At 62.9% G+C, this 23,611-nt stretch carries 22 protein-coding genes and 1 pseudogene; 11 read left to right on the forward strand and 12 right to left on the reverse strand.

Features of this window, described 5'->3' with window-relative positions; genetic code table 11:
• From AW06_RS05690 to AW06_RS05705, 4 genes and pseudogenes are all read right to left on the reverse strand, one after another.
• Positions 1-1,865 (reverse strand): annotated as a pseudogene (locus AW06_RS05690) (DNA methyltransferase); the annotation flags it as partial.
• A gap of 8 nt (positions 1,866-1,873) precedes the next feature.
• Entirely contained in the window at positions 1,874-5,017 is a 3,144-nt protein-coding gene (locus AW06_RS05695; RefSeq protein WP_273704416.1) for a helicase-related protein, read from the reverse strand.
• A gap of 28 nt (positions 5,018-5,045) precedes the next feature.
• Positions 5,046-6,293 carry a nucleoside transporter C-terminal domain-containing protein gene (locus tag AW06_RS05700; protein ID WP_273704417.1) on the reverse strand — a complete coding sequence of 416 codons (1,248 nt, stop codon included), beginning with the start codon at positions 6,291-6,293 and terminating at the stop codon, positions 5,046-5,048.
• Between the two features lie 31 nt (positions 6,294-6,324).
• Positions 6,325-6,702 carry a hypothetical protein gene (locus tag AW06_RS05705; RefSeq protein WP_034946997.1) on the reverse strand — a complete coding sequence of 126 codons (378 nt, stop codon included), beginning with the start codon at positions 6,700-6,702 and terminating at the stop codon, positions 6,325-6,327.
• 143 nt (positions 6,703-6,845) lie between these two features.
• Here AW06_RS05705 and parE point away from each other — a divergent pair, with 143 nt between their 5' ends.
• The 3 genes from parE to AW06_RS05720 all read left to right on the forward strand — a co-directional run bounded on the left by parE (position 6,846) and on the right by AW06_RS05720 (position 10,105).
• Positions 6,846-8,795, forward strand: coding sequence for a DNA topoisomerase IV subunit B (parE, locus tag AW06_RS05710; protein ID WP_034947000.1), 1,950 nt, complete (start codon positions 6,846-6,848; stop codon positions 8,793-8,795).
• 288 nt (positions 8,796-9,083) lie between these two features.
• Positions 9,084-9,350: a helix-turn-helix transcriptional regulator gene (locus AW06_RS05715; RefSeq protein WP_034947003.1), complete on the forward strand. Its 267-nt coding sequence runs from the start codon at positions 9,084-9,086 to the stop codon at positions 9,348-9,350.
• Positions 9,347-10,105: a hypothetical protein gene (locus tag AW06_RS05720; protein ID WP_034947006.1), complete on the forward strand. Its 759-nt coding sequence runs from the start codon at positions 9,347-9,349 to the stop codon at positions 10,103-10,105. The genes AW06_RS05715 and AW06_RS05720 overlap by 4 nt, the downstream gene beginning before the upstream one ends.
• Here the strand turns inward: AW06_RS05720 and AW06_RS05725 are convergent.
• Positions 10,091-10,984: a site-specific DNA-methyltransferase gene (locus AW06_RS05725; RefSeq protein ID WP_138678593.1), complete on the reverse strand. Its 894-nt coding sequence runs from the start codon at positions 10,982-10,984 to the stop codon at positions 10,091-10,093. The genes AW06_RS05720 and AW06_RS05725 overlap by 15 nt on opposite strands.
• Before the next feature lie 441 nt (positions 10,985-11,425).
• On the opposite strand from AW06_RS05725, the gene kefF reads away from it, so the two are divergent.
• Positions 11,426-11,965 (forward strand): glutathione-regulated potassium-efflux system oxidoreductase KefF, encoded by a 540-nt coding sequence (gene kefF, locus AW06_RS05730; protein WP_034947073.1) that lies wholly within the window; start codon positions 11,426-11,428, stop codon positions 11,963-11,965.
• Positions 11,958-13,751 (forward strand): glutathione-regulated potassium-efflux system protein KefC, encoded by a 1,794-nt coding sequence (gene kefC / locus AW06_RS05735; protein ID WP_034947008.1) that lies wholly within the window; start codon positions 11,958-11,960, stop codon positions 13,749-13,751. Before kefF ends, kefC begins: the two co-directional genes overlap by 8 nt.
• Positions 13,752-13,890: 139 nt before the next feature.
• On the opposite strand, the gene AW06_RS05740 is transcribed toward kefC, so the two are convergent.
• Positions 13,891-16,554, reverse strand: a complete 2,664-nt coding sequence (locus AW06_RS05740) for a GNAT family N-acetyltransferase (protein WP_034947010.1) — start codon at positions 16,552-16,554, stop codon at positions 13,891-13,893.
• Between the two features lie 262 nt (positions 16,555-16,816).
• On the opposite strand from AW06_RS05740, the gene AW06_RS05745 reads away from it, so the two are divergent.
• Both AW06_RS05745 and arsC read left to right on the forward strand, forming a co-directional pair.
• Positions 16,817-17,428: a CBS domain-containing protein gene (locus AW06_RS05745; protein WP_034947077.1), complete on the forward strand. Its 612-nt coding sequence runs from the start codon at positions 16,817-16,819 to the stop codon at positions 17,426-17,428.
• Between the two features lie 57 nt (positions 17,429-17,485).
• On the forward strand, positions 17,486-17,839 hold the full coding sequence (gene arsC, locus AW06_RS05750; RefSeq protein WP_034947013.1) for an arsenate reductase (glutaredoxin): 354 nt from the start codon (positions 17,486-17,488) through the stop codon (positions 17,837-17,839).
• Positions 17,840-17,919: 80 nt separating this feature from the next.
• On the opposite strand, the gene AW06_RS05755 is transcribed toward arsC, so the two are convergent.
• The 3 genes from AW06_RS05755 to AW06_RS05765 all read right to left on the reverse strand — a co-directional run bounded on the left by AW06_RS05755 (position 17,920) and on the right by AW06_RS05765 (position 19,628).
• Entirely contained in the window at positions 17,920-18,126 is a 207-nt protein-coding gene (locus AW06_RS05755) for a hypothetical protein (RefSeq protein ID WP_034947016.1), read from the reverse strand.
• Between the two features lie 164 nt (positions 18,127-18,290).
• Positions 18,291-19,142 (reverse strand): amino acid ABC transporter substrate-binding protein, encoded by an 852-nt coding sequence (locus AW06_RS05760; RefSeq protein ID WP_034947019.1) that lies wholly within the window; start codon positions 19,140-19,142, stop codon positions 18,291-18,293.
• Between the two features lie 162 nt (positions 19,143-19,304).
• Positions 19,305-19,628, reverse strand: coding sequence for a DUF1513 domain-containing protein (locus AW06_RS05765; protein WP_273704418.1), 324 nt, complete (start codon positions 19,626-19,628; stop codon positions 19,305-19,307).
• Between AW06_RS05765 and AW06_RS19995 the strand changes: the two genes are divergently transcribed.
• A complete protein-coding gene (locus AW06_RS19995) occupies positions 19,545-20,048 on the forward strand; it encodes a thiamine phosphate synthase (protein WP_273704419.1) in 504 nt (167 codons plus the stop codon). The two genes, AW06_RS05765 and AW06_RS19995, sit on opposite strands and share 84 nt — an antisense overlap.
• On the opposite strand, the gene AW06_RS05770 is transcribed toward AW06_RS19995, so the two are convergent.
• Positions 20,041-20,868: a PEP-CTERM sorting domain-containing protein gene (locus tag AW06_RS05770; protein WP_034947025.1), complete on the reverse strand. Its 828-nt coding sequence runs from the start codon at positions 20,866-20,868 to the stop codon at positions 20,041-20,043. The two genes, AW06_RS19995 and AW06_RS05770, sit on opposite strands and share 8 nt — an antisense overlap.
• Before the next feature lie 257 nt (positions 20,869-21,125).
• Between AW06_RS05770 and AW06_RS20000 the strand changes: the two genes are divergently transcribed.
• A complete protein-coding gene (locus AW06_RS20000) occupies positions 21,126-21,257 on the forward strand; it encodes a hypothetical protein (protein WP_273704420.1) in 132 nt (43 codons plus the stop codon).
• 134 nt (positions 21,258-21,391) lie between these two features.
• Here AW06_RS20000 and AW06_RS05775 read toward each other — a convergent pair whose 3' ends face one another.
• On the reverse strand, positions 21,392-22,294 hold the full coding sequence (locus AW06_RS05775) for a hypothetical protein (protein ID WP_273704421.1): 903 nt from the start codon (positions 22,292-22,294) through the stop codon (positions 21,392-21,394).
• Positions 22,245-22,724 carry a DUF1513 domain-containing protein gene (locus tag AW06_RS05780; RefSeq protein ID WP_273704422.1) on the reverse strand — a complete coding sequence of 160 codons (480 nt, stop codon included), beginning with the start codon at positions 22,722-22,724 and terminating at the stop codon, positions 22,245-22,247. The genes AW06_RS05775 and AW06_RS05780 overlap by 50 nt, the downstream gene beginning before the upstream one ends.
• A 161-nt stretch (positions 22,725-22,885) precedes the next feature.
• On the opposite strand from AW06_RS05780, the gene AW06_RS05785 reads away from it, so the two are divergent.
• Both AW06_RS05785 and AW06_RS05790 read left to right on the forward strand, forming a co-directional pair.
• Positions 22,886-23,137 carry a type II toxin-antitoxin system prevent-host-death family antitoxin gene (locus tag AW06_RS05785; protein WP_034947028.1) on the forward strand — a complete coding sequence of 84 codons (252 nt, stop codon included), beginning with the start codon at positions 22,886-22,888 and terminating at the stop codon, positions 23,135-23,137.
• Positions 23,127-23,576 (forward strand): putative toxin-antitoxin system toxin component, PIN family, encoded by a 450-nt coding sequence (locus AW06_RS05790; protein ID WP_034947031.1) that lies wholly within the window; start codon positions 23,127-23,129, stop codon positions 23,574-23,576. The genes AW06_RS05785 and AW06_RS05790 overlap by 11 nt, the downstream gene beginning before the upstream one ends.
• Positions 23,577-23,611: the final 35 nt, after the last annotated feature.

A 23,611-nucleotide genomic window follows, 5' to 3' on the forward strand; every position in this document is an offset into this window, starting at 1 on the left:
TTATTTTTGCTTAACGCCTTAATGAAGTCGTCATCAAGATAGGTCTTGCGCTCACCAAGCCCCTTCTTGTACAAGTCAAGCAGATCGAGGATCCAGTCACTCTTATTTGTCGAGCTAGAAGAATACGGCGGATTGCCGATCAGAACCGTAAATCGCCCTACACGCTTCACGTCATTGACTGCAGCAGCTTCGTGGGCGAGTGCGCCAAAACCGATTAGGGGCAACTGTTTGACCCAGGGTTCGAGGGCATTAGTCAGGAAGATGCGAGCCCGCTCGTCCGCTCCGAAGCGGTAGCCGGTTTCGGCTAGCTTGAGGCCGATCTTCATGTGCGCAATGGCATACGGCGCCATCATCAGCTCGAAGGCATGCAGGCGCGGCAGCAGGTGCTTCGGCACGTATTCGTTCCACGCCGCGCGCCGCTGGGCTTCAGTCAAGCGCTGCTGCATCCACTTCGCCGCCAGGGTGCGGTAAATGACGTCGATGACTTCGACGAGGAAGGTGGCAGTGCCGGTGGCGGGATCGAGGATCTGGACGAAGGGTTCGTCCGACGAGATCGTGCGCTTCTCGTCTGGCCCGTCGGTGAGCGGCGGCAGTTTTAGGCCGGGGTGCTTGTTCAGCATCTCACCCCAGGTCGTGGTGTCGGCCAAGCCGTCGACCAGACCGAACTCGGTCTGCAGCAACTCATGCACGCTGCGCACGATGTACGAGACCACCGGCTGCGGCGTGTAGAACACCCCGCGCTGGACCTTGAGCTTCCTGTCGTAGGCCTTGAGGAACTCCTCGTAGAAGTGCATGACCGGGTCTTCGCCGCGGGTGCGGTTGCCGAAGTCGCGCAGCACGGCCTCCATGTGCGTCTTCGGGTCGTTCAGCAGGTCGACTACCTCCTGGATGCCGAGTTCGTCGAAGTCCAGCTTGCCGCGCCGGCCGCCGGCCTTGAGGAAACTGGCCAGCATCTCGCGCAGGAAGGGGTTGGTGACCGGCACCATGTCGACCACGTTGCCCTGGTGCACCGCCGTGCCGGCGCCCGGCACGGTGCGCGATACGGCGGCCGAGAACAGGCCGTAGGTGATCGTCTGCGCGTACATGTCGGCAAACTGCTTCTCGTCCAGGTCGTGGATCAGCGCCGTCTGGAAGCCCTTCAGCAGCTTGCGCAGTTCGCCGCTCTCGCTCTCGCGCGGCAGCACCTGCAGCATGCGATTGCGGATGCGCTTGGCGAGTTCTGCGAGCCGCAGCGCCAGATCGGCGGCGGTGGTGATCACTTCGCGGTGGCGCAGTTCGAAGGCCTCCGCCCAGCGCTGGCGCCAGGCCTTCATGTCGGAGGTGTCGCGCGGCCATGTGAGCTTGGCCTTCAGCGTGTCGGCCACGTAGTCCAGCTTGAGGCTGGTGTCGTCGTCGTCCCAACCCAGCACGCGCAGCGTCGCCTTGCCGGCATCGAGGTCGCTCGCCGGCTCGCTGAAGTGGGCGAAGGTGAGTTGGCGCTCGTTTTCCTGCCCGTAGGCTGAAATGAAGAGCAGGTCGCGCTGCTGCCACGCGGCGCGCTGCGCTCGGTTGGCACTGGCGCGCTTCCTCAGCACCAGGGCATTGAGGATGCGGCGCAGGATGACGATGGGCAGGTGCTTCTTCTCGAAGTCGACGAAGAAGATGCCCCAGGGCTGCCCGGTCTCCAGTGGACGCAGTTGCTTGATCTGCTTGATGCCGACGCGCTCCTCGTCCTTGAGGCCCAGGTCGTCGGACCAGTCGAAAGTGAGGTCTTCTTCGTCGTGCCCCTGGTCGATGGGCCAGTCGAGTTCGTCGCGCAGGAAATCGATGAGCTGCGCGAACGTCTTGATGGCTCGCAGCCGCCGGCGTTGTACTTCGGTCATCACGTTCCCCGTCAGTTGAGTTCCATCCACGCGCGCAGCACCGGCGCGACGCCGAGTGGTGCCTGCACCTTCTTCAGGTAGGTGTTTTTGATGTGCTTTTCCAGTTTCTCGCGCGCCTGCTTCAGCGTTGCGGGGTCGATCGCGCAGATCCGTGGCGTGTCGGGAACCGAGCGGATGAGGTCGGCGATCTGCGGCGCCTCTTCGGCAATTGACCCCTTGTCGAGGTCGAACAGATACCACTGCACGTAGCCCGCGTCCAGCGTCCAGGCAGACTGATCGCCGGGCGACGCCTCGCTGACGGGTCGAGCGGGTAACGCGTAGCAGAAAAACACGGCACGCAAGCCCCGCTGCGCATGCTGCTTGCCGCTGAAGACCTTGCCGGGCAGTGAGCGCAGGCGCGCTTCCAGATCCGGGTGTTCGCGCAACAGGGCCTGCAGTTCCAGGTGCATAGCCTCCACCGGCGACAGCGTGCCCTCGTAGGCGTCGGTGAATTCCTTCAGCGCCTGGTAGTCGTCCTCTGGCGTCAGCAGCTTGCGGCCTTCGATCCCGAAAGTCTTGGAGATGCGCAGCGTCTTCTTGGATACGGTGCGGAAGAGGCGCAACAGTTCGTCCAGTTCATCAGGTGGCAGGAAGTTCCAGTACGCCGTTTCGCCACGCAGCTTCTTCTGCTCGGGGTGGTCGGCGACGATACGCGCTTCGATGGCGGGGTCCATGCGTCGGTCGACGCGGCCGATGCGCTGCATCAGTCGCACGGGGTTCCAGTGCAGATCGTAATTGATGATGCGCGTGGCGTCCTGCAGGTTCAGGCCTTCAGACAACACGTCCGTGGCGATGAGGACGCGGATTTCCGTTTTGCCTACGGCGGCGAGTTCGACGCTCGAAGAACCGTTGTAGTAAGGCGAAAAACGCGTGATGACTTCGCCACGGTCGGCCTTGCTGGCGCTGTCGATCTCTTCGACACCTTCGATGCCGGCTTCGGTGAGCTGCTGCTTGAGGTAGCGCGCCGTGGCCATGAACTCGCTGAAGATGAGCACCTTGTGCCTGCTCAGCACAGCATCTTTCTTCAACAGACCGAGCAAGGCCTGGAGCTTCTTGTCCTGCGACGGCTTGAACTTGTCCAATTCCTTGAGGAAGGAAGCGATCTGGTCCAGATCGAGAAGCGTCTCGTCGATGATCTCGTCGACCTTGAACTTGTCTCGCGGCAGCTTCTCCACCGCCTCCAGCATCTCGTCCGGGATGACGTCTTCGTCCGCCTCGCCATCATCGGGCTCGCCGAACAATTCGAGTTGGTGCGTCTGTGCGTAGTTGATCAAGGTCGCGTGCTGGTTCTTCCAGCGCTCGAGCAGGCGCTGCTCATGGGCGCTCTCGGCGTGGACTTCGACCCAGGCGAGCAACTTGATCAGCAGGCTCCAGCATGACGCCCGAAACGCATGAACGGAGCTTTCGAAGCGTTTGAGGAACTGCGTGCGGATCAGCGAGACGACTTGCTTCTGCCGCCCGAGTGTCAGGGCGTCGATGTCGGTTTCGGGGCCGTTGTAGTACGTGTAGGGGAAGTAGATCGCCAGTGAGAACAATGGCTTCTGCTTATTGAACGCGTCCTCGACCATTTGCAACAACTTGCCGTAGGTCTGCTTGACCGAATAGGGCTGTACCTTCGGCTCGCGCGGCTTCGGGAAGAGGATGTCGCCGTCGCCCGCAGCTTCCAGACTGCGCCGAACGTAGGCGCGACTGCGCTGGACGACCAGCGAATGGAACAGCGCATCGGCGCCGAGCACGAAGTCCGCCTCGAAGAGGTCGGTTTGCACCGCGTCACCGTTTGCAGTGGCGCGATTCAGGTACCCTTCCAGATCCTTTTCCATCTTGCGGAAATGCCCGGGTAGCGAATGGATGCCCAGCGGCGCATCCCGGAAGTAGTCGGCCTGCCCGCGCGAGAACAGTTCGATCATGTGTTGCAGATCAGTGAGGCGGTTGTTCACCGGGGTCGCCGTGAGCAGAAACAAGGTCTTGCCTTCGGCCAGTTGGTACAGCTTCCAATACCGCGATTGCGGATGCTCGGTGTCGCCCTTGATCCCGGTGTTGCGGAAGTGATGTGCCTCGTCGACGATGATGACGTCGGCGCGCGCGCGGACACTTTCGAGGTCCTCCTCGATTTGCCCGCCACGCAGCAAGTCGGTGTGGTTGAAGATTTCCAGTTGGCTGTACTTGCCGAACAGGTTGGGCAAGCGCTGGCGAAGCGCGCGCTCCCAGACGGCTTTGCGCGCAGACTTGGGTACGAAGAGCGCCACCTTCAGGCGGTCATGGACGATCAGCCGCTCGATGAGCATCAGGCCGACATAGGTCTTGCCGAGACCCACGCCGTCACACAGGAAGGCCCCGCGGTAGCGGTCCGCTCGCTTCAGCAGGGCATGGTAGCCCTCCCTTTGGTAGGGCGCGAGGATCTGGTAGACGGCCGAGTGGTTTCGCTCCCATTCCGTTGCGGTCAGTTCATGGCCCTTGAAGTACTCGTGCAGCGACTTGGCGTAAACGTCGAACGGCGCGTAATCGAGGATGTGCCGCTCGATCGTCCGCAATAGATCGGGAGTGACGTCCTCTGCGTTGTCCCAATGCGCTTCGAACCACTCCTGCAGGACACCAACAGGGCTTCCCGTGATCTGTACGTTCAACTCCACGTTCTGGGTCAGTCCAGGAAAAGTGAAGTTGGACGAACCAACAAGGGCGGTGGATCCGACCACCTCCAGGCGCGCATGGGTGATGTAGGCCTTGGCGTGGAACTTGTCCTTGCGGTAGACGCGGCAGGTGATCTTTCCCGACCGCAGTGCATCGACCACGCCCGCGACGCCGTCAAGGAAATCGTTCCTTCGCTTCTCGGCTTCGATGCTGTCATCCATGCGCTGCGAGACTTGGGCAAGGCCCTCGTCGAAAGCCCTTTTGGTTCTTCGGCTGACCTCGTCGCCCATCAGGACGCGGATTCCGTCGACCTTCTGCCACTCGCCGTCCAACGCGAGTAGTGCTCCAATCTCGAAGTAGCCCGTGGCGATGTCGATTGACTTGGAAAGTTGGCACCAGTCGTGAAGGTAGCGCGCGGCTTTCCAGTCGTCGTCGCTATTATCGACAATGAACAACTCGCTCCCGGTCAGGCTCGTCTTCTTGGGCAAGAATCCACCTCAGTACAGTCAAATCCCGTCACAGCAGCATCGCCACCACGCTGCCGCAGGAGAGGGTCGCCAGGGTGCCCGAGATCAGCGTCAGTGGGCCGAGCTGGACGAGTTCTGCGCGACGTTGCGGGGCGATCGCGCACATGCCGCCGAGGAGAATCCCGAGACTGCCGAGATTGGCGAAACCACACAGCGCATAGGTCATGATCACCTGGCTGCGGGGCGCGAGCGTATCCGGCGGGAGCTGGGCCAGGTCGATGTAGGCCAGCAGTTCGTTGAGCACCGTTTTGGTTCCCAGCAGCGAGCCGGCAACGGTGCACTCGCTCCAGGGAATGCCGGCCATCCAGGCCACCGGGGCCATCAGCCAACCCAGAAGACGCTGCAGCGAGAGCGGGCTGCCATCGACGCCGGGCAACAGGCCGAGCGCCTGATTGGCCAGGCTCACCAGGGCCACCAGCACGATCAGCATCGCGACGATGTTGATCAACAGGCTGACGCCCTCGCCGGTCCCGCGGGTCACCGCTTCCATGCTGCTGCTGTCGGTCTGCGGCAGGTCGAGATACCGCCCGGTGGGCGGTCCCTCGGGCGGCTCCATGATCACCGCAAAAACGATGGCCGCGGGGGCGCTGATGAACGAGGCGGCCAGGATATGGCCCAGCGCATCCGGGACGACCGGACCGAGAATGCTGGCGTAGAGGGCCATGACCGTGCCCGCGACCCCCGCCATGCCGCCGGTGAGAATGATGAACATCTCGCCGCGACTGACGCTCGCCAGGTAGGGGCGGATCAACAGCGGCGCTTCGATCATGCCGACGAAGACGTTGGCCGCAGTGGACATGCCGATCGCCCCGCCGACTCCAAGAGTTTTTTCGAGGACCAGCGAGAAACCCCGCACCAGTAGCGGCAGCACCCGCCAATGATAGAGCAGTGCTGACAGCGCGCTCATCACCAGCACCACCGGCAAGGCCTGAAAGGCCAGGACAAAGCTGGTTCCGGGCGTGGTTTCCGCATAGGGCAGCGATGCTCCGCCCAGGAAACCGAACACCAGTTGAGTTCCTGCGCGGGTCGCCGCGGCAATGGCCAGCAAGGCGTCGTTGCCGGCCGCGAAAATCTCGCGCACACCGGGTAGACGAAAGATCAGCAGCGCCAGCGCCAATTGCAGGCCGATGCCGCCGATGACCGTCCGCCACGGGATCGCGCCGCGCCGGGAGGAGAAGGTCCAGGCCAGGCCGAGCAGCAGGAGATAGCCGACGACTGACTGCAGCAGCGGGTTCAATGCCCCGACCTCGGGCTGGCGGCCAGGCGGATCACGGGTGGGAGACCGGCTTCCCAGCCTGTTCGAACTCCGGCCGGATCTGGCTTGCGCCCCGGTAGCGCGGCCGGATGTGGGCTTCCGGGGTGGGCGGTACGTCGCGCGGCTGCGCTGGCACGAGCAAGGCCGGCGGATTCGGCGCAAAGCGTTGGCCGTAGTTGCGCTCGTAGCGATCCAGGAAGCGCCGTAGCTGTTCGTAGTTCGGGCAGCCCGCGGCAGAAAGACAGCGGCCGTACGAATCGTATACGATCGACGGCGGGGGCACCGTCCATCCAAACGGTGACCCGATCAGCAGCTCGCCGCGCAGCACTACGTCGGCAGCGGCGGCATCGAGCGCCAGCAAAACGCAAAAAGCAGCGAACAGGGTACGCATGGGTCGCCAGTGTAGCACTTGCTCCTGGGTGTCCACCCTCGATAACTTCGGTAGTACACTTCGTACTTTGCTGTATCGATCCGCCAGACTTGCTCTGGCGTTTTTGTATTTGGCCAAGGTGGCCTGCCGGAGAAGTCAGCGCAATGAGTTATACCGCAGAATCGATCGCTGTCCTCAAGGGACTGGAGCCGGTGCGCCATCGCCCCGGCATGTATACGCGGACCGATTGCCCCCTGCACATCCTCCAGGAAGTGATCGACAACGCCGCCGATGAGGCGCTGGGCGGCCATTGCAAGCGCATCACGGTGATCCTGCACCGTGATCATTCGGTCACGGTGCAGGACGATGGGCGGGGCATTCCGGTGGAAATGCATCCGCTCGAAAAGGTGCCGACGGTCGAAGTGGTGTTTACCCGCCTGCACGCCGGCGGCAAGTTCAACAAGGACGATCAGTCTTCGGCGTACCGCTTTTCAGGGGGTTTGCACGGCGTCGGCGTTTCGGTGACCAATGCCCTGTCGACCCGGCTTGAGGTTGAAGTGATCCGCAACGGCGCGCGCCATCAGATGGCTTTTGCCGGAGGCGAGGTCGTCGAGCCGCTGCGGCGGGTCGGCGATGCACCGAAAAAGGCCAGCGGCACGCGCGTGCGCGCCTGGCCGGACCCGACCTTCTTCGACTCGCCGATGATCCCGCTGGCTCAGCTCGAACGCCTGCTGCGCAGCAAGGCACTGCTCCTGCCCGGCCTGCAGGTTGCGCTGAGCGTCGAGGACGGCGGGGCCACCGAGTGGTGCTTTGCCCAGGGCATGCTGCAGTATCTGAGCGAGCTGATCGACGGGGAAGTGGTGGCGCCGGTGTTCAGCAGCGAGAAGTACGCGACCAAGGGCGACGAGAACTTCCCGGTCGGCTCGGGGGCGGCCTGGGCGATCTGCTGGACGGCCGAGGGCAGTCTGGCGCGCGAATCCTACGTCAACCTGATTCCGACAACCGCCGGCGGCACGCATGAGGCCGGCCTGCGGCAGGCCACCCTCGACGCCATCCGAAGCTTTGCCGAACACCACGCGCTGCTGCCCAAGGGCGTCAAGCTCGCCGCCGAAGACGTCTTCTCGCGTGCCAGCTTCGTTCTCGCGGTACGCATGCTCGATCCCTCGTTCCAGGGGCAGACCAAGGAACGCCTGAACTCGCGCGATGCCGTCGCGCTCGTCGTACGCATGGTTCGCGACACCTTTGAGCTGTGGCTCAACGAGCATCCGGAAGCCGCGAAGAAGATCACCGAACTCGCCATCCGGGCGGCGCAGGCGCGCACGCGGGCCAGCCAGAAGGTCGAGAAGCGCAAGCAGACCGGGGTCGCGATCCTGCCCGGCAAGCTCTCGGATTGTCAGAGCGAGGACACCCGCCGCAACGAAATTTTTCTGGTCGAGGGCGACTCTGCCGGTGGCTCGGCGAAATCGGGGCGCGACAAGGAACTGCAGGCGATCCTGCCACTGCGCGGCAAGGTGCTCAATACCTGGGAGGTCGAAGCCGGCAGCCTGTTTGCCAACCGTGAAGTGCACGATATTGCGGTGGCGCTCGGCATCGATCCGCATCCGGCGAACGCGCCCGATTCGGTGCTGCTCAACCTGCGCTACGGCAAGGTGGTGATCATGACCGACGCCGATGTCGACGGCTCGCATATCCGGGTTCTCCTGTGCACGCTCTTCTATCGCCATTTTCCGAAGCTGATCGCAAACGGTCATCTCTACTTTGCACAACCGCCGCTGTATCGCCTCGATGTCCCCGGCCAGGGCAAGACGCGCCCGCCGCGCAAGATCTATGCGCTCGACAACGACGAGCGCGAAGCGGTGATCGACCGCCTGCGACTCGAGGGCATCAAACCGGAGGCGGTGTCGATCTCGCGTTTCAAGGGACTCGGCGAAATGAACCCCGAGCAGCTCTGGGAGACGACGATGTCGCCCGACACACGCCGCCTGATGCGCATTCGCATGCCCGGCGCCGAGGCCGCCAGGCCGGTGATGAACCTGCTGATGGCCAAGGGCGAGTCGGCCGGCCGGCGCGCGTGGATGGAAGAAAACGGTGCCCTGATCGGCGCCGAGGTCTGAAGGTGAGTTTCCTCCCACCCGCCCAGGGTGCGCGGTGGCCTAATAGTCATGGCTGTTGCAGGCATCCCTGGTCATCAAAGCCATGACCATTTCCCTCCTCATGGATGAATACGAAAGAGTGAAGAGTGTGGAATCCGTTAGGATTTATCGGACAGGCGAATTCAGAATTCGGCAAAGACGACCGGGATCATTGCCACGCGAACGCCAGTTTCCGACTGCTACCTATAGTCTGTCGCCTTATAGTCGTCATTTGCGGACAATCTCGGCCTGATCAGTGAGGGCTTGAGCATGGTCAGAAAATCGAGCGACTCTCTCCGCACGGTATTAGCTGAGAACATCAAGACTTTTCGTAGAGAAAAGGGTTTTTCCCAAGAAGAACTCGCCGAGCGATGCGGCTTGCACCGCACCTACATCGGCTCAGTTGAACGTCACGAAAGAAATGTCACACTCAGCACGCTTGAGGTTCTGGCCTCAACTTTGGGTGTGACCGTTCCCGAATTGCTCACCGAGCGCGAAAGCCCATCGAATAACGAACAGATGGGAAAACTTGAGTGAGTCTTTCGGAAAAGGAAATCCGCGAAATCGTTGAGGCGCTACGTCGCCTGACTCCTGCGCAACAGACATGGGTCAGGTCGGCTATCCATGCGTTTGGGGCGGCTTGCCAATTCGACCGCGCCTCTGATTCCGATGTGGTAACGGATGCTGTTCTTGCCTTCCTTGGTGATCGCTTGTTGAGCCACCACGCAGGGAGCCGGCAGGCCCTGAGTAAAGATCGATTCGAGTTTACGTTTGAGTCTGCGCTAAACGCCTCTGGCATTCCGGCCCAGCTCGTGAAAAGCCGGACGAACCGAGGCCACGACATGACCATTCGTGGAATTCCGGTCAGCCTCAAGACAGAAGCCGCGGCCAATATCAAGGACGAATCGATCCACGTCAGCAAGTGGATGGAGCTTGGCCGGGGTGAATGGAAATTGCCTCTGCTGCGGGATTTGTTCCTTGAGCACATGCAAAGCTATGACCGCATCTTCACACTCCGACGCCTGAAAGATGACGGTGCCAAGATCCGCTACGAACTTGTCGAGATCCCCAAAAAGCTGTTGCTCGAAGCCGAGAACTGCGAACTAGAGGTTTGCGCGGACAGCAGACAGAAACCGCGGCCGGGCTACGGTTATGTCAAGGATGCAAGTGGGCAGCTCAAGTATTCGCTGTATTTTGATGGGGGCACTGAGCGCAAGCTCCAAATCAAACACCTGCGAAAAGACCTCTGCAAGGTGCACGCGACTTGGATTTTTGGCTCAGCGCCCGCGTAACAACCGTTCACGCGCCAGTTCTGCATATTCCGCGTTCAGCTCAATACCGACGCACTCCCTGCCCAGCTCATTGCAAACAACGCCAGTAGTCCCTGACCCGAAGAAGGGGTCAAGTACCCGGCCATTCTCGCGGGAACCTGCCGTTACGCAGAGGCGAACGAGCGCCCGCGGATAGACGGCAAAGTGACTGCCAGGGTAAGGCTCGGTATTGATGTTCCAGACAGTGCGCCGGTTCTTCGACTTCTGTTTAGGGTCCGCCGCAGTTTCCATGATCGCTTGCCAGTCGTAGTAATACTGCTCTGACTTGGAAAACAGGAACACGTATTCATGGGCGCGGGTCGGGCGATCCTTCACGCTTTCAGGCTGGCAGTTGGGCTTGTTCCAGATAATGTCCGTGCGCAGATACCAGCCGTCTGCCTGAAGGGCTAACGCCAACCGCCAAGGAACGCCGATCAAGTCTTTCGGCTTCAAACCCTCGGGCGTCGGGGCACGATAATCCATTGCCCGCCCCTTGTTCTTGGCGTCAGCATCCCGCCAGGTCCTGCCCCCGGAGGTGTAGCTGTCACCGATGTTCAGCCACAGGGTGCCGTCATCGGCGAGGGTGCGCCGAACCTCCCGGAACAGGCGCACGAGGTCCGCAATGTACTCATCAACCGTAGTCTCTGCACCGATCTGCCCGTCGATGCCGTAATCTCTCAACCCCCAGTACGGGGGTGAGGTCACGACGCACTCAAAGTGCCCCTCGGGCATCTCGTGCAGGATTCGGCGAGCGTCGCCCACGACAATTTCGCAGCGATTCGTCGTTCTTTCAGCCAGTTGAGCCCCCAGCGTTCTAAGGTCAGCATCAAACAAGTCGAATACTTGGGTAGTTTCATCCATAATGACGGTATTTCAATGAGTTAGCGCCAGAACCAATTGACCCTGGAGGGGTTGTGCCCATGAGATATTTGCTACTTATAGTATTCATACCCTGCCCATCTGTCAAGGCCGAGTGCAAGGCCCAACAGGGCAAATTTGTTCTAACAGCCCACCGTCATTCCCGCGTATGCCGGAATCCAGATTCGTTCATCCGATTAAAATGTTAAAGGAACCGTTTGAGAAACGAACTGGATTCCGGATCAAGTCCGGAATGACAGTATTTCAATGAGTGAGCGCCAGAACCAATTTGCCGTGCAAGGCCCAAAACGCCGACAAAAACGCCCAACGAGCCGTTCCAGCGTACGCATTAAAGCGCGCCGCTGAGCTCGAACGTGCGCATGCCCGGCGCCGAGGCTGCCAGGCCGGTAATGAATGGATCCGACCCTTTACTGAGGATTGCTCTTGATTGCCCTGATCTATGCCCATCCGCATCCGGCGCGGTCACGCGCCAATCGCGTGCTGCTCGAAGCGGCGCGCACCGTGCCGTCGGTGATCGTCCGCTCGCTGTACGACCGCTATCCGGATTTCGAGATCGATGTCGAGGCCGAACGTAAACTGCTGATCGAATCCCGGCTGATCGTCTGGCAGCACCCGTGCATGTGGTACTCGGCACCGGCATTGCAAAAACTCTGGTTCGACACGGTGCTCACGGAAGGCTGGGCGATTGGCGAAGGCGGCACCGCGCTGGTCGGCAAGTCGTGCCTGTGGGTGACGACCACCGGCGCAACGTCGGAGGGCTACTCGCCAGGGGGAACGCACCGCTTTCCGTTCACCGCCTTCGCGCCGGCCCTGGAAATGACCGCGCGTTTCTGCGGCATGCACTGGTTGCCGCCGCAAGTCGTGCACGGCGCGCATCTGATCGATGAGGCCACCCTGCAACAGCATGCCGCGCAGTATCGGCAGCGGCTACTCGATTTTGTTGCGGAGGTCGAGCATGGCTGACTCCCTGTTGCGCGACGCCCTGGTCTACCTCGGCGCGGCGGTCGTCTGCGTCCCGATCGCCAAGCAGAGCGGCCTCGGCTCGGTCCTCGGCTATCTGATTGCCGGTGCGCTGATCGGCCCGTGGGGACTCAGGCTGGTCGGCCACGTCGAATCGACGCTGCATTTCGCGGAGTTCGGCGTCGTGCTGATGTTGTTTCTGATCGGGCTCGAACTCGAGCTGAAGCGTCTGGTCGAGATGCGCCGTGCGGTATTCGGTGGCGGCACGCTGCAAATGGTCGTGTGTGGCGCAGCCCTGGCGCTCGGCTTGATCGCGCTCGGTCTGAGCTGGCAGGCAGCCCTCGCCGCCGGTCTGGCGCTGGCGCTGTCGTCCACGGCGATCGCCGTGCAAACGATGAACGAACGCAACGTGATGGCGGCGCCGGTCGGCCGCAGTGCTTTCGCCGTGCTGTTGTTCCAGGATATTGCGGCGATTCCATTGATTGCCCTGGTGCCATTTCTGGGGGCGGCCGGTGGCGAAGGCGGCAGCGGCTGGCTGGGCGCCGGCAAGGCGATGGCCGCGATCGTTGGCGTGGTGATCATCGGCCGCTTTCTGACGCGCCCGCTGATGCGCCTGATCGCCCAATCCGAAGTCCGCGAGATCTTCACCGCTTTCGCCTTGTTGCTGGTGATCGGCATTGCCCTGCTGATGGCCGGCGCCGGCCTGTCGATGGCCCTTGGGGCCTTCCTGGCAGGGGTCTTGCTGGCCAGTTCCGAGTACCGGCATGCCCTTGAAAGCGATATCGCGCCGTTCAAGGGGCTGTTGCTCGGGCTCTTCTTCATAGCCGTCGGGATGTCGATCGACTTCGGCCAGGTCATCGCGCGCCCCGGCCTGCTGGCGATACTGGTGGTCGGTCTGCTCGTGCTCAAGGGGAGCATGCTCGCACTGATCGCGCCGCGCCTGGAGGTTCCGCGCTCGGAACGCTGGCTGTTCGCGGCGCTGCTGGCGCAGGCGGGCGAGTTTGCCTTCGTCGTCTTCGGCGTGGCACGCACGGCAGGTGTCCTGCCGAGTGTTTGGGAAGGCCTGCTGACGGCGGCCGTGGCGCTGTCGATGGCCGCCACGCCGTTGCTGCTGATCGCTTTCGATCGTCTGACCGCGCGCCGTGCGCAGACGCAGCGCGAAGCCGATGCCATCGACGACGACAGCGCGGCAGTGATCATCGCCGGGATGGGGCGTTACGGGCAGATCGTCGGCCGCGTGCTGCTGGCGCAGGGGATTCACATCACCGTGCTCGATCACGATCCCGATCAGATCGATATCCTGCGCAAGTTCGGCTACCAGGTCTTCTATGGCGACGCCACGCGCCTCGACCTGCTGGCTGCGGCAGGGGCCGCCAAGGCAAAGCTGCTGGTCGTCGCCATCGACGATGTGGCCGACAGCCTGGCCCTGATCGACCTGGTCAGGGAGAGCTTTCCGAACCTGGCCATCGTCGCGCGCGCGCGCAACGTGCGGCACTGGCTGGAACTGGCCGATCGCGGGGTGACCGCGATCGAACGCGAGACCTTCGAGTCGTCACTGAGGAGCGCCCGTGCGGCCCTGACCGTGTTGGGCGTCGAACCCTATGAAGCGCGCGAGATTGCCGAGGCGTTTCGCCGGCAGAACCTGATCACGCTCAACGCCCTGTTGCCGCACTTCCACGACGAGGCCAGGACGGTCGCGATTGCCAAGAGTGGCCGGGAAGAACTCGAAGAAAACCTGCGCCGCGATCACGAGGCTCGCCAGAAGGCCGGCGCCCGCGGCTGGCATTGAGGGCAATCGGGCGCTTCGAGCCCGTGCCCGTACCGGCCTCAGCCCACCGAATGGTTCTTCCAGCCCGCCGCTGTCCAGGGTGTGCGGGGTGATCCCGGTGGCTCGGGCGGCGGGTGATCGAATCCTCGTCCCTTCCCCGTCACGCCTTCTCGGGCGGGTTCAACGACAGACTCAGATCGAGCGTGCCGCGATCGGCTCCGGTGGTGACGGTGAAACCGAGACTGCGCGCGAGACGCTGCATGCGCAGGTTTCCGTCCAGGGTCTCGCCGCGCAACTCGGCGATGCCGCGGCTTCGGCAGTAGCCGAGCAGGCATTGCAGCAACAGCTTGCCCAGTCCTTGGCCCTTGATGGCCGAAGCGACAACGATGGCAAAGTCCGCGAACGTACTGCCGGGATTGGCCACGGCCCGCACCTCACCGAGCGCATGCCCGGTGCCATCGTTCCCACGCTCGATGGCGACCAAGGCCATCTCGCGGTCGTAGTCGATCTGGGAAAAGCGGGCCAGACGGGCACGCGGCAGGCTCTTGATCGAGTTGAAGAAACGCATGCGCGAATCCTCGGGAGCCAGCGAATTGAGCAGTTCGCCGAGCATGTTTTCATCCTCCGGTCGAATCGGCCGGATCAGGAGCCGGCGACCCTGCCAATCCACGGGCTGTTCGAGTTCCTTCGGATAGGGGCCGACCGCGAAGCGGCGATGGCCGAGTCTGCCTGCGCTCTGCCCGACGCCGATACGCGCGCCCAGCACGACGACCCCCGAGGCCTCGGCGTGCAGCGGGTCGAGGTCGATGCCTGTCACCTCATCGAGGTCGGTGAGCAGTTGCGAAAGACGGACCAGGGCATTGCTCACGGCGGCGTGCAGCGCCGGACGATCCTCTTCCGGCAATCCCTCGGCGAAACCGCTGCGGGTCACCAGATCACCGGCCAGGATCAGGTTGAGTGGCGGCAGGGCAACCACCAGGCGGCCGCCACGAAAACCCGTGGCCAATGCCGGGCCAAGGAAAATCACCGGACCGAACACCGGATCGTCGGCGACGCCCAGACGCAGTGCGGGCGCGCCACTGCGGGCCGCACCCGGTCGCAGCCGGTAAGCACCGACGCGGCTGCCAGGCTGCTGGGTACGTACACGGCGGCGAAGGTCGCGCGCCGCGATGCGGATCTCCGCCGGCGACCGCAGACCCGCAGCACCCTCCGGAAACTCTGCTCCACTGGCCAGCAGCAGGGCGAGATCGACCGGGTAGCCGATCGCATCGGCGCAGGCAATCGCCTTGTCGATACTGCCAGCCAGAGGATGCTCGCCAACGGCCAGACCATAGGCCTGCAACAGTCGTCTTGCCTGACGTACCGATAGCTGGCCCGCACCAGCCGCCATCGCTTCGCCGAGGGCGCTGCGGGCGGCTTCCATGTCCGGTGAGAAACCCTCCGCGAGCGATGGCGGTATCTGCATCAGCAAGCGGCGATTGCGCCGATAGCTGACAACGCCGAGAAAGACCGTGATCGCCATTTCCGGCGACTCATGGCTCAACATGCCTTGTGCCGCCATGATCTGTTGCGCCTCCAGCATGGCGGCGCCGCCCACCCAACAGGTGAAGATATTGTGATCGCTTTTCCGGGACACCTCGCAGATTGCCGCGGCGACTTCGGCACTGGGGGCAAACGGGGAGGGCGAAAAGACGGTCAGGACATTCTCGGTATGCTCGTCGGCCAGTACAGTTGCCAGCACGGCTCCCCAGTTCGTCGCCGTGATGTCCGCCGGCAACGCCAACGGATTCGAGAGTCTTGAACGCGTCTGCAACAGTTCTTCAAGACGCTTGAGGGTGGCCGGCGACAGCCTGCCGAGCTGGCCGCCGGAACGTGTCAACCGGTCGCCGGCTATCCGCCCCAGGCCATGACCGTTGGCCAGGATGGTCAGACTCTCGCCGCGCAAGCGGCGCACCCGCGCCATCGCCTCGACGGCGGCGAACAGGTCCCCGAGCGTATCGATGCGCACCCAGCCTGCACGATGCAGGGCCGCTTCGTAAACATCGTTGGCGGTGAATGGCCCGCTGCTCTGCGCTCTGCCCTGCCGCGGGCCACCGCGGATGGTCACCACCGGCTTGTTGCGTGCGGCGGCACGGGCGGCCGACATGAACTTGCGGCCGGCCGTGACCTCATCGAACTGCACCAGGATCGACTCGGTATCGGGGTCCGCCGCCAGCCAGTCGAGCACGTCGGCGAGGTCGACATCGAGGCTGGCGCCCAGGTGGAGCACCGTCGAGAAGCCGATTCCCTTGCTGTAGGCGCGATCGAGCACGGCCGCCGTCACGGCGGTCGACTGCGCGACCAGGGCAATCTTCCCAGGCTTGATCGAAACGGGGGTCGCGCTAGCGTTAAGCCCTCTGGCCGGCACCACGAGACCGCCGCTGCCCGGCCCAAGAACGCGCATCAGATACGGCTGGGCGGCTTCGAGAATGGCCTTGCGCGCCGTCGCGATCGTCCCATTGCTCATCTTGTGCCACATCCACGGGCCGACGATCACCGCGCGGGTACCGCGCGCGCCGAGTTGGGCGATGATCGGCGGCACCTGCTCCAGTGAGGCGCAAATGATCGCCAGATCGGGCACCCCGTCGAGTTCGCCGAGGCGGACCTCGTCACCCATGAAGAACAGGGCGCGTTTCCTGGCGCTGACCGACATGACCGTACCATTGAATCCGCCCGCCGCGAGGTTGGCCAGCACCACTTCGGCGTAGCGACTCGGCTCGTCAGGCTCGGCGACCACCGCCACCGAGGCGGGACGAAAGAGGAATTCAAGGTTTCGGACAGTCATGATTACCTGCGATGGGGGTGGTCTCGATGTTCGCCGAATACCTCGGCTACGAGAGAATCAAAGGTGACAAGCCGACAATCAGCGTTGAAAAACGGCAACAAGATCGTCGGAGAAATAATGGTTCTGGGGCATCCATCGAACAAGGCACTTCGACGAACACGTTCATTCGCATCCAAAGTCCGACAGGTTGCCAGCGTACGCGAGCCGCTATAATGGCAGCGATCGCTGTTGAAGCGACATGGCGTCGGACGAGAAGAAGAACATGTTTGCGGTCTATGGTTTGAGTGGTCCAATCTACCAGGGTACCTTCGAAGGCCTCAAGGATGTCGCCGGGGTTCATCGGGGAGCTGCTGTCCGACCCATTGCCGAGGGCGAGCCGGCACCCGTCTTCAGCGCTCCCGTGGCGCAGGCCGTGAGCGCTTACCGGGAAATGCTGCGCAGCGATCCTGAGCGGGGTCCGCTGTACCATGCCTATCAGATCATGCAACGGCAGATCGTCTCGGTGACCAGCAGCGATCCCGTCGAGCGGGCGTTTCGGATACTGCTCGAACGCCGCATCCACCAGGCGCCGGTGCTCGACCCGACTTACCGACTGGTGGGTATCGTCAGTGAGCGCGACCTGCTGACCGTTGTCAACGTCGAAGACGGGCGCGTGCGCGATGTGCTGGCGAGGAAGGTGAGCGACGTGATGACGACGCCCGTGGTCAGCGCCGACCCGATTACCGACATACGGCGGATCGCCTGGGTGATGCTCGAACACCAGGTCGATGGCGTGCCGATCGTCAATGAAACGCAGGTACTGGTCGGTTTCGTATCGCGCAGCGACATCCTGCGTGCGATCATTACCGATCCGCCGCTAAGCCTGTGGCGCTAGGCCGGCTGCCTGCCTGCGGCGTCACCATTCGCGATCATCTTTGCCCGAGGAAAACAGATGAGCCATGCGTCCGTCCGCATTTACCACAACAACCGCTGTTCGAAGAGTCGCGCAGCATGCCAGTTGATCGCCGAAAAGGGTATCGATGCCGAGATCGTCGACTACCTGAAGACGCCGCCGAGCCACGAAGAGCTGCGCGAACTCCTGCGAAAGCTCGGCATGCGGCCATCGGAACTGGTGCGTCGTGGCGAAGCGGTGTTCAAGGCGCACTACGCCGGACGCTCCCTGAGCGAAGACGAATGGCTGCAGGCGCTGCTAACGCACCCGATCCTGATCGAGCGTCCGATCGTCGTGAGTGGTGACCAGGCAGTGCTCGGTCGACCGCCGGAGAAGGTGCTCGAGCTGCTGTAGCAAGCGCTCGGGATGGCTCCCGCAAAGGCCATTCGCGGTGAAGTTCAACAGGGTCGGCGCGCCGAAGCAGTGCCGCGTGTTCAGGAAGGCGACGATTCCATCTCGCTGATCAGACTCCGGTGATTGTCCAGCGCCATCGGCTGCGGCCATGGCAGGGCGACGGGTTTGAGCAGCGGGTGACTGCGCACCAGTCCCAGGGCCGTTGCCACGAGGACGCCGCCGGACGATCCGGCGCCCCGCCATGAAGTCAGCGCGGAATCGAGGACGCACCACGGTTTCAGTTGCACGGACTAACCCCCCGCGCCCGCCAGTAGGTATCGACATTCGCCAGTGCGAGCAAACCCGGTGGGGCCTCTGGCAAACCTGGGGCCTTTCCGTGCTGCGTGGTCTGACCCCGGGTTCCCTGCAGCGCCAGCTAAACGCCGCCCTGCCGCCCGCCTGAACGAATCCTTCAGTCCGGCAGGCTGTTGAGCATGAAAATCGCTCGCAGCACCTCGCTGGGTTCGCCCAGCGGCTCGAACCAGCGCTGAATGATCTGCCCGATATCGCCGCTGCGATAGAGCCGTGACAGGGAACGATCGACAAGCAGCCGGAAGTCGGCATCACGGCGCATCATCAGGCCGTAGGGCTCGTAGGTGAACTGGGTCTCCGAGACTTCGTAGGAACCCTCTTCGCCCTTCACGACGGCGATCGTCACCAGCACGGTGCGATCCGCCGCATAGGCCGTGACGCTTCTGTCCTGCAGCGCCTTCAGGGCGGCATCGTGGTCGGCGACCTTGAGCAGGCGGATACCAATTTTCTCCGCGGATACCAGTGCGTCGAAGACCTTTTCGGTCGTCGTGCCCGCAACGACGGCGACGCGCTGGCCGTTGATCTGTACCAGGGTCTTCGGTTTCTCGCCCTTCAGGAAGAGCAGGCTGGCGCCATCGACGTAGGTCATCACGCTGAAGTCGAAGTCGGCACGGCGCGACAGGGTCTGCGTGGTGTTGCCGCACTCCAGATCGATCTTGCCGCTTTTCAGCGACTCGAAACGGTTCTGCGCCGTGACCGGCACCCAGCGCACCTGGAGATTCGGCATGTTCAGCTGTCTGGCCACGTCTTTGGCAACGATCTCGCACAAATCGATGCTGTAGCCGCGCGGCTTGCTGTCGCCGGCGATGAATGAGAACGGCATGGAGTTCTCGCGGTAGCCGAGTTTGAGGACGCCGCTTTGCTTGATTTTCGCCAGGGTGGATTCGGCGGCAGCCGCGGGCAAGGCAATGGCCAGGCTCGCGGCAAGGATGGCAACGATCAGCTTGCGCATGGGGGTTTTCTCCTTGGGGTGGGAATGGGAGTAAGTGTAGCGCGAGTCGGTCCGCTTGCGTTAAGGATAGGAAATCCCAAGATCCCACGATACCAACGAAAGTCCATGAGCCTCCATCAAGCGACGTCAATCTCGCACTTGGCCCCGGGAGCCCCTGACCAGTCATCCGAATTCCAACAGGCTGCCGCTGGCGGTATCCAGGCGGACGAGCGAGGATTCCATGTGCTGCAGATCGTACTTCTGGTCTGCCAGCGTTCTCGGGGCACCGCCGTTGGCGACGATCAACGGGCCAGCGGCGTCGAGCGCGAGCGGGTGGGGATCGATGCCGTGCGTATCCCACTCGTCGAGCTTCTGCAGCGTCCGCCGGTCGCGCACGCTGCCTTCGCACGCGCCGTGATGACGATGACTCAAGGTTTCGAGGGGATCTCGGTGCTGATCAACGACGATGCCGACCTGGCGTGCGCAGTTGGCGCGCAGGGCATGCATCTGTCGTCGAAGCGACTCTGGCAGAGCGCCGGGCGGCCGGCATTCGAGCGCGTCGCCGCCTTGTGCCATACCGCCGCCGATCTTGCGCGGACGGCCAAACTCGCTCTGGATTTCGTCTTTCTTGGCCCGGTACTGCCGACGGCCAGCCATCCCAAGGCGCACGGGACGGGCTGGCCGGAGTTCTCACGTCTCAGCGAACGCTCGTCGCTGCCGGTCTACGCGCTCGGCGGGCTGAAGCCACAGATGATCGAAACGGCATCGCGCTGCTGCGTGGCTGGCGGTGACAAAGCTCCTCTGATTAGAGCCTCCCGGCCATCTCGACGTGGCGGTCAGGGTCGTAATCACATGGCTTTCAGTCATCCAAAAGCTACTGTTCGTGGGCACACAAGAGCCCTCTTGACCGAACCGATACTCAGGTAGCTTTACGCCGCTTGGTGGCAGCGAGACCCGTCAACGCAACACCCAGCAACGCCAAGGAGGCAGGTTCCGGCACATTGCCGATGGGCGCGAAGGTATCGCGAAACTCCCAGCTAAGAATATCGTGGTCGCCCCAAGCTGATCCCGTGCCCGAGGTGAAGCCGACGAACGCGTTAGTCGTTCCCAACACAGTTGCAAGGTCCACGTTACGTGTCAGGAGCGCCGACAGTGGGCGAGTCGAAGACTGCGAGAGGCGAATTTCTAGGTTATCGGTTGTGCCGTCATAGTCCACCCACGAATACCATACGTTACCGTTGTTCATGCGCGTCGCCACCGACGCCGTTTGCACTGAAAAAATGTTCCCGCCCAAGTCGATGCCGACGTGATTGCCATCGGGGTCATTACCGAAGCTTCCGTTATCGTAGGTGTCGTATTCGATCCCCACGCTCTTGAGAATTCCTTGGTAGCCGATTCCACCTCCGGCCCCGCCCGCTGTATTAGAGACGGTCTGAATGGTAAAGGTAAGGCCATCGGCTCCCACCCCGTCGCCATCACTGATCCCGCCAGAGTTCGTGATGCGGAAGCTGAACGCCGAGCTGAACGAAACATTGGAGTTCAGCGTAACCGCCGTGGTGCTGAAGGCTGAACCACTCTGGAAAGACGAGGCCGGTGTGACACGCAAAGCGGTGCCTGCTTGTGCGGCACTGCCGTTGAGCTGCAATCCAGCGACGCTGGAAAAATCATTGTAGACAAGCGTAGTGGCTGATGCGCTGCCGGCAAAAAGACTGAGCGCAGCGAGCAGGGGGGTTAGTGCATTTTTCATGGCTTTTCTTTTCCTTAAGGCGAGGGGGGTGCACTAGAATCCTGGGGCTACTATCTACCCAAGCAATTAGCGTGCCAAGTTATCTTGCGCGCAACGTTATATACTAATTTTACAGTGTCTTGTGTGTGTGTTGAGGGAAGAAAGGCGTTGCCACAGAAAGGCGAATAGGCAGACTGTAAAATTTGTCGACACTATCTCTGGCAAGGATACGGCCTCCTTAGCCCTGATCATCAAGACTGAAGATTTGCTCGCGACACATGGCTGTCGAGCTGTATGCGCTTGCCGAAAGCGGCAAGCGCATACAGCGTCACTCCAGGCGGAGGATCTGCACGCTGCGCGCCGGCAGCGGACTCGTCGGCTCGCGGCGCACCGTCGCGAAGGGTTTCTGAGCACTGCTGTCGCAGATCTGTTCCCAGACGCCGTGGGGCAGCAGGAAGGAAACCGGGATGTCGTCGCGGTTGATCAGGCAGAGCAGCGCGGAGCTCTCGTGCCCCTGGCCGGCATTCTGTGTCTCGGCCGTGATCTACGGCCCGAAGCGCGCACTGCGGCTGCCCTTGCGGCATTCGATGAAGCCCGCGCCCGAAAGCGGCAGTGGCGCGAGCTGCAGCGCGAAGGTGCCGAGTTTGCGCGATTGCCAGTCGGCGGGACACATCGGGCGTCCGGCGGGATGCCACCAGACGACGTCGGCCGGGCCGTCGGTGCTCGGCTCGCCGGTCAACCAGCCGCGGCGGCGCAACTGCGGAAAGTACCGGCGGAAATCGACTAGCCCGGCGATGAAGGCCGTCAGTTCGCCATCGGCGTGCTGCCAGTCGAGCCAGCTCAGCGCATTGTCCTGGCAATAGGCGTTGTTGTTGCCGTCCTGCGTGCGGCCGATTTCATTGCCACTTTGCAGCATCGGCACGCCCTGCGCGATCAGCAGCGTGGACAGGAGGGCGCGTTGCAGGCGGCGGCACCTTTCGAGGATCTGCGGGTCGGCGCTGTCGCCTTCCTCGCCACAGTTCCAGGAGAAATTGTGGCCATGTCCGTCGCGGTTGCCCTCGCCGTTTGCCTCGTTGTGTTTTTGCTGATAGATGACCAGATCGCGCAGCGTGAAGCCATCGTGCTCGGTGATGAAGTTGATCCCCGCCTGCGGCGCGCGGCCGGCGAAACGGAAGATTTCGCTCGATCCCGCCAGGCGCTGAGCGAGTTGTCCGACGTTCGTTTCGTGGGTCAGCCAGAAGGCGAGCACGTCGTCACGGAAGCGATCGTTCCTTTCGCTCCAGCCGGGCAGGTAGTGTCCCAGGTGATAACCATCCGGGTCAATGTCCCAGGGTTCGGCGATCAGCTTGACGCGCTGCAGCAGGGGGTGCTGCCTTTTGGCGTGTAGGAAGGCGCTGTCACGCGTCAGCGCGGCGGCGAGGTCGAAACGGAAGCCGTCGACGTGCATTACCTCGATCCAGTAGCGCAGTTTCGGTAGTCAGCAGCACTTCGCCGTTGGCGGCGACGAATACGTGGCCGCAGAAACGCCGCGCCAACGATTCCTCCAGCGAGACCTGCTGCTGCACCTTGCCCTGCGCGTCGCAGCGTATCAGCCAGGTACCGGGGCGTGCTGCTACGACCAGCATGCCGCCATCGGCCTCCGGCAGGAGGCCGTGCGGCCGCGACGGTAGTGGCACGGCGTGGCGGATGTCGAGATTGCGGGTTTCCCAGTCGGCGACCAGGGCTCTGGCGAAGCAGGGATCGCCCGGGTTCGGACCGCGCCAGGCGGCGGCCACGACGGCCTGCCGGGGAGTCGTGGCCAGCGCAATCCCCGGAAGAGCGCTGTCGGCGACTCCGGCAGCAACCGCGGCAAAGAATCGCCGGTGATTGGTCGTCATGCCTGCCGCTTCCCTGCTTAAAACTTCAGCTCGCCGGTGAGGATGGTGGCACGTCGCGTACCCGGTACCGTGCAGCCAGCGTTGTCGTAGATCGAGTCATTTGATCGAATCGAACGATTCGTTTAAATTATGCGCTCCATTTCCTGCGTATGAGATCCGTCATGCAAACCTTCACCGCCAATCAGGCCAAGGCCCATTTCGGCGAGTTTCTCGATCTCGCCCAGCGCGAGCCGGTGCGCGTGATGCGCCACGAGCGCGTGGTCGGCGTGATGGTCAGCGCTCACGATTACGAGGCAATGCGCGCCTTCTACGCCGACCGCTTGCAGCACACGCTGGACGAGGCGGCCGAAGCGGCGGCGGCAGCAGGCCTGACGCCGGCGGCGGCGGACGCCCTGCTGGCCGATGAGTCCTGAGGCGTCGCGTCGTCGGCAACGCGTCGTCCTCGACGGCAACGTCTGGATCAGCGCGGCGCTCAGTCGTCAGGGGGCACCGGCCCAACTCGTTCGCCGCGTATTGGCAGCGGGCCTCCCGGTGTTCTCGGCAGCGACCTTTGCGGAGCTGGAAGCCCGCCTGTGGCGTCCCAAATTCGACCGCTACCTGAGCCTGGAAATGCGCCAGCGCCTCCTGCACGACGCGAATGCCGTCGCCCACTGGGTGGATATCCCCCCAGCCCTGGCCAGCCAAACCTGGTGCCGCGACCCGGACGATGAGCACTTCGTGCGCGCCGCGCTGGCTGCCGAAGCCCGGTGGCTGGTGAGTGGCGACCGCGATCTTCTCGACATCGAACCGCCCACCGGGCTGCGGATCGTCACCCCGGCCGCGGCGCTGGACGACCCGGGATTCTGCACCTGAGGCTCCACTCCGAGGTGCAATGGGTGGCGCGCTGA

The organism is Candidatus Accumulibacter cognatus (genome assembly GCF_000584975.1).
Taxonomy (GTDB): Bacteria; Pseudomonadota; Gammaproteobacteria; order Burkholderiales; family Rhodocyclaceae; genus Accumulibacter; species Accumulibacter cognatus.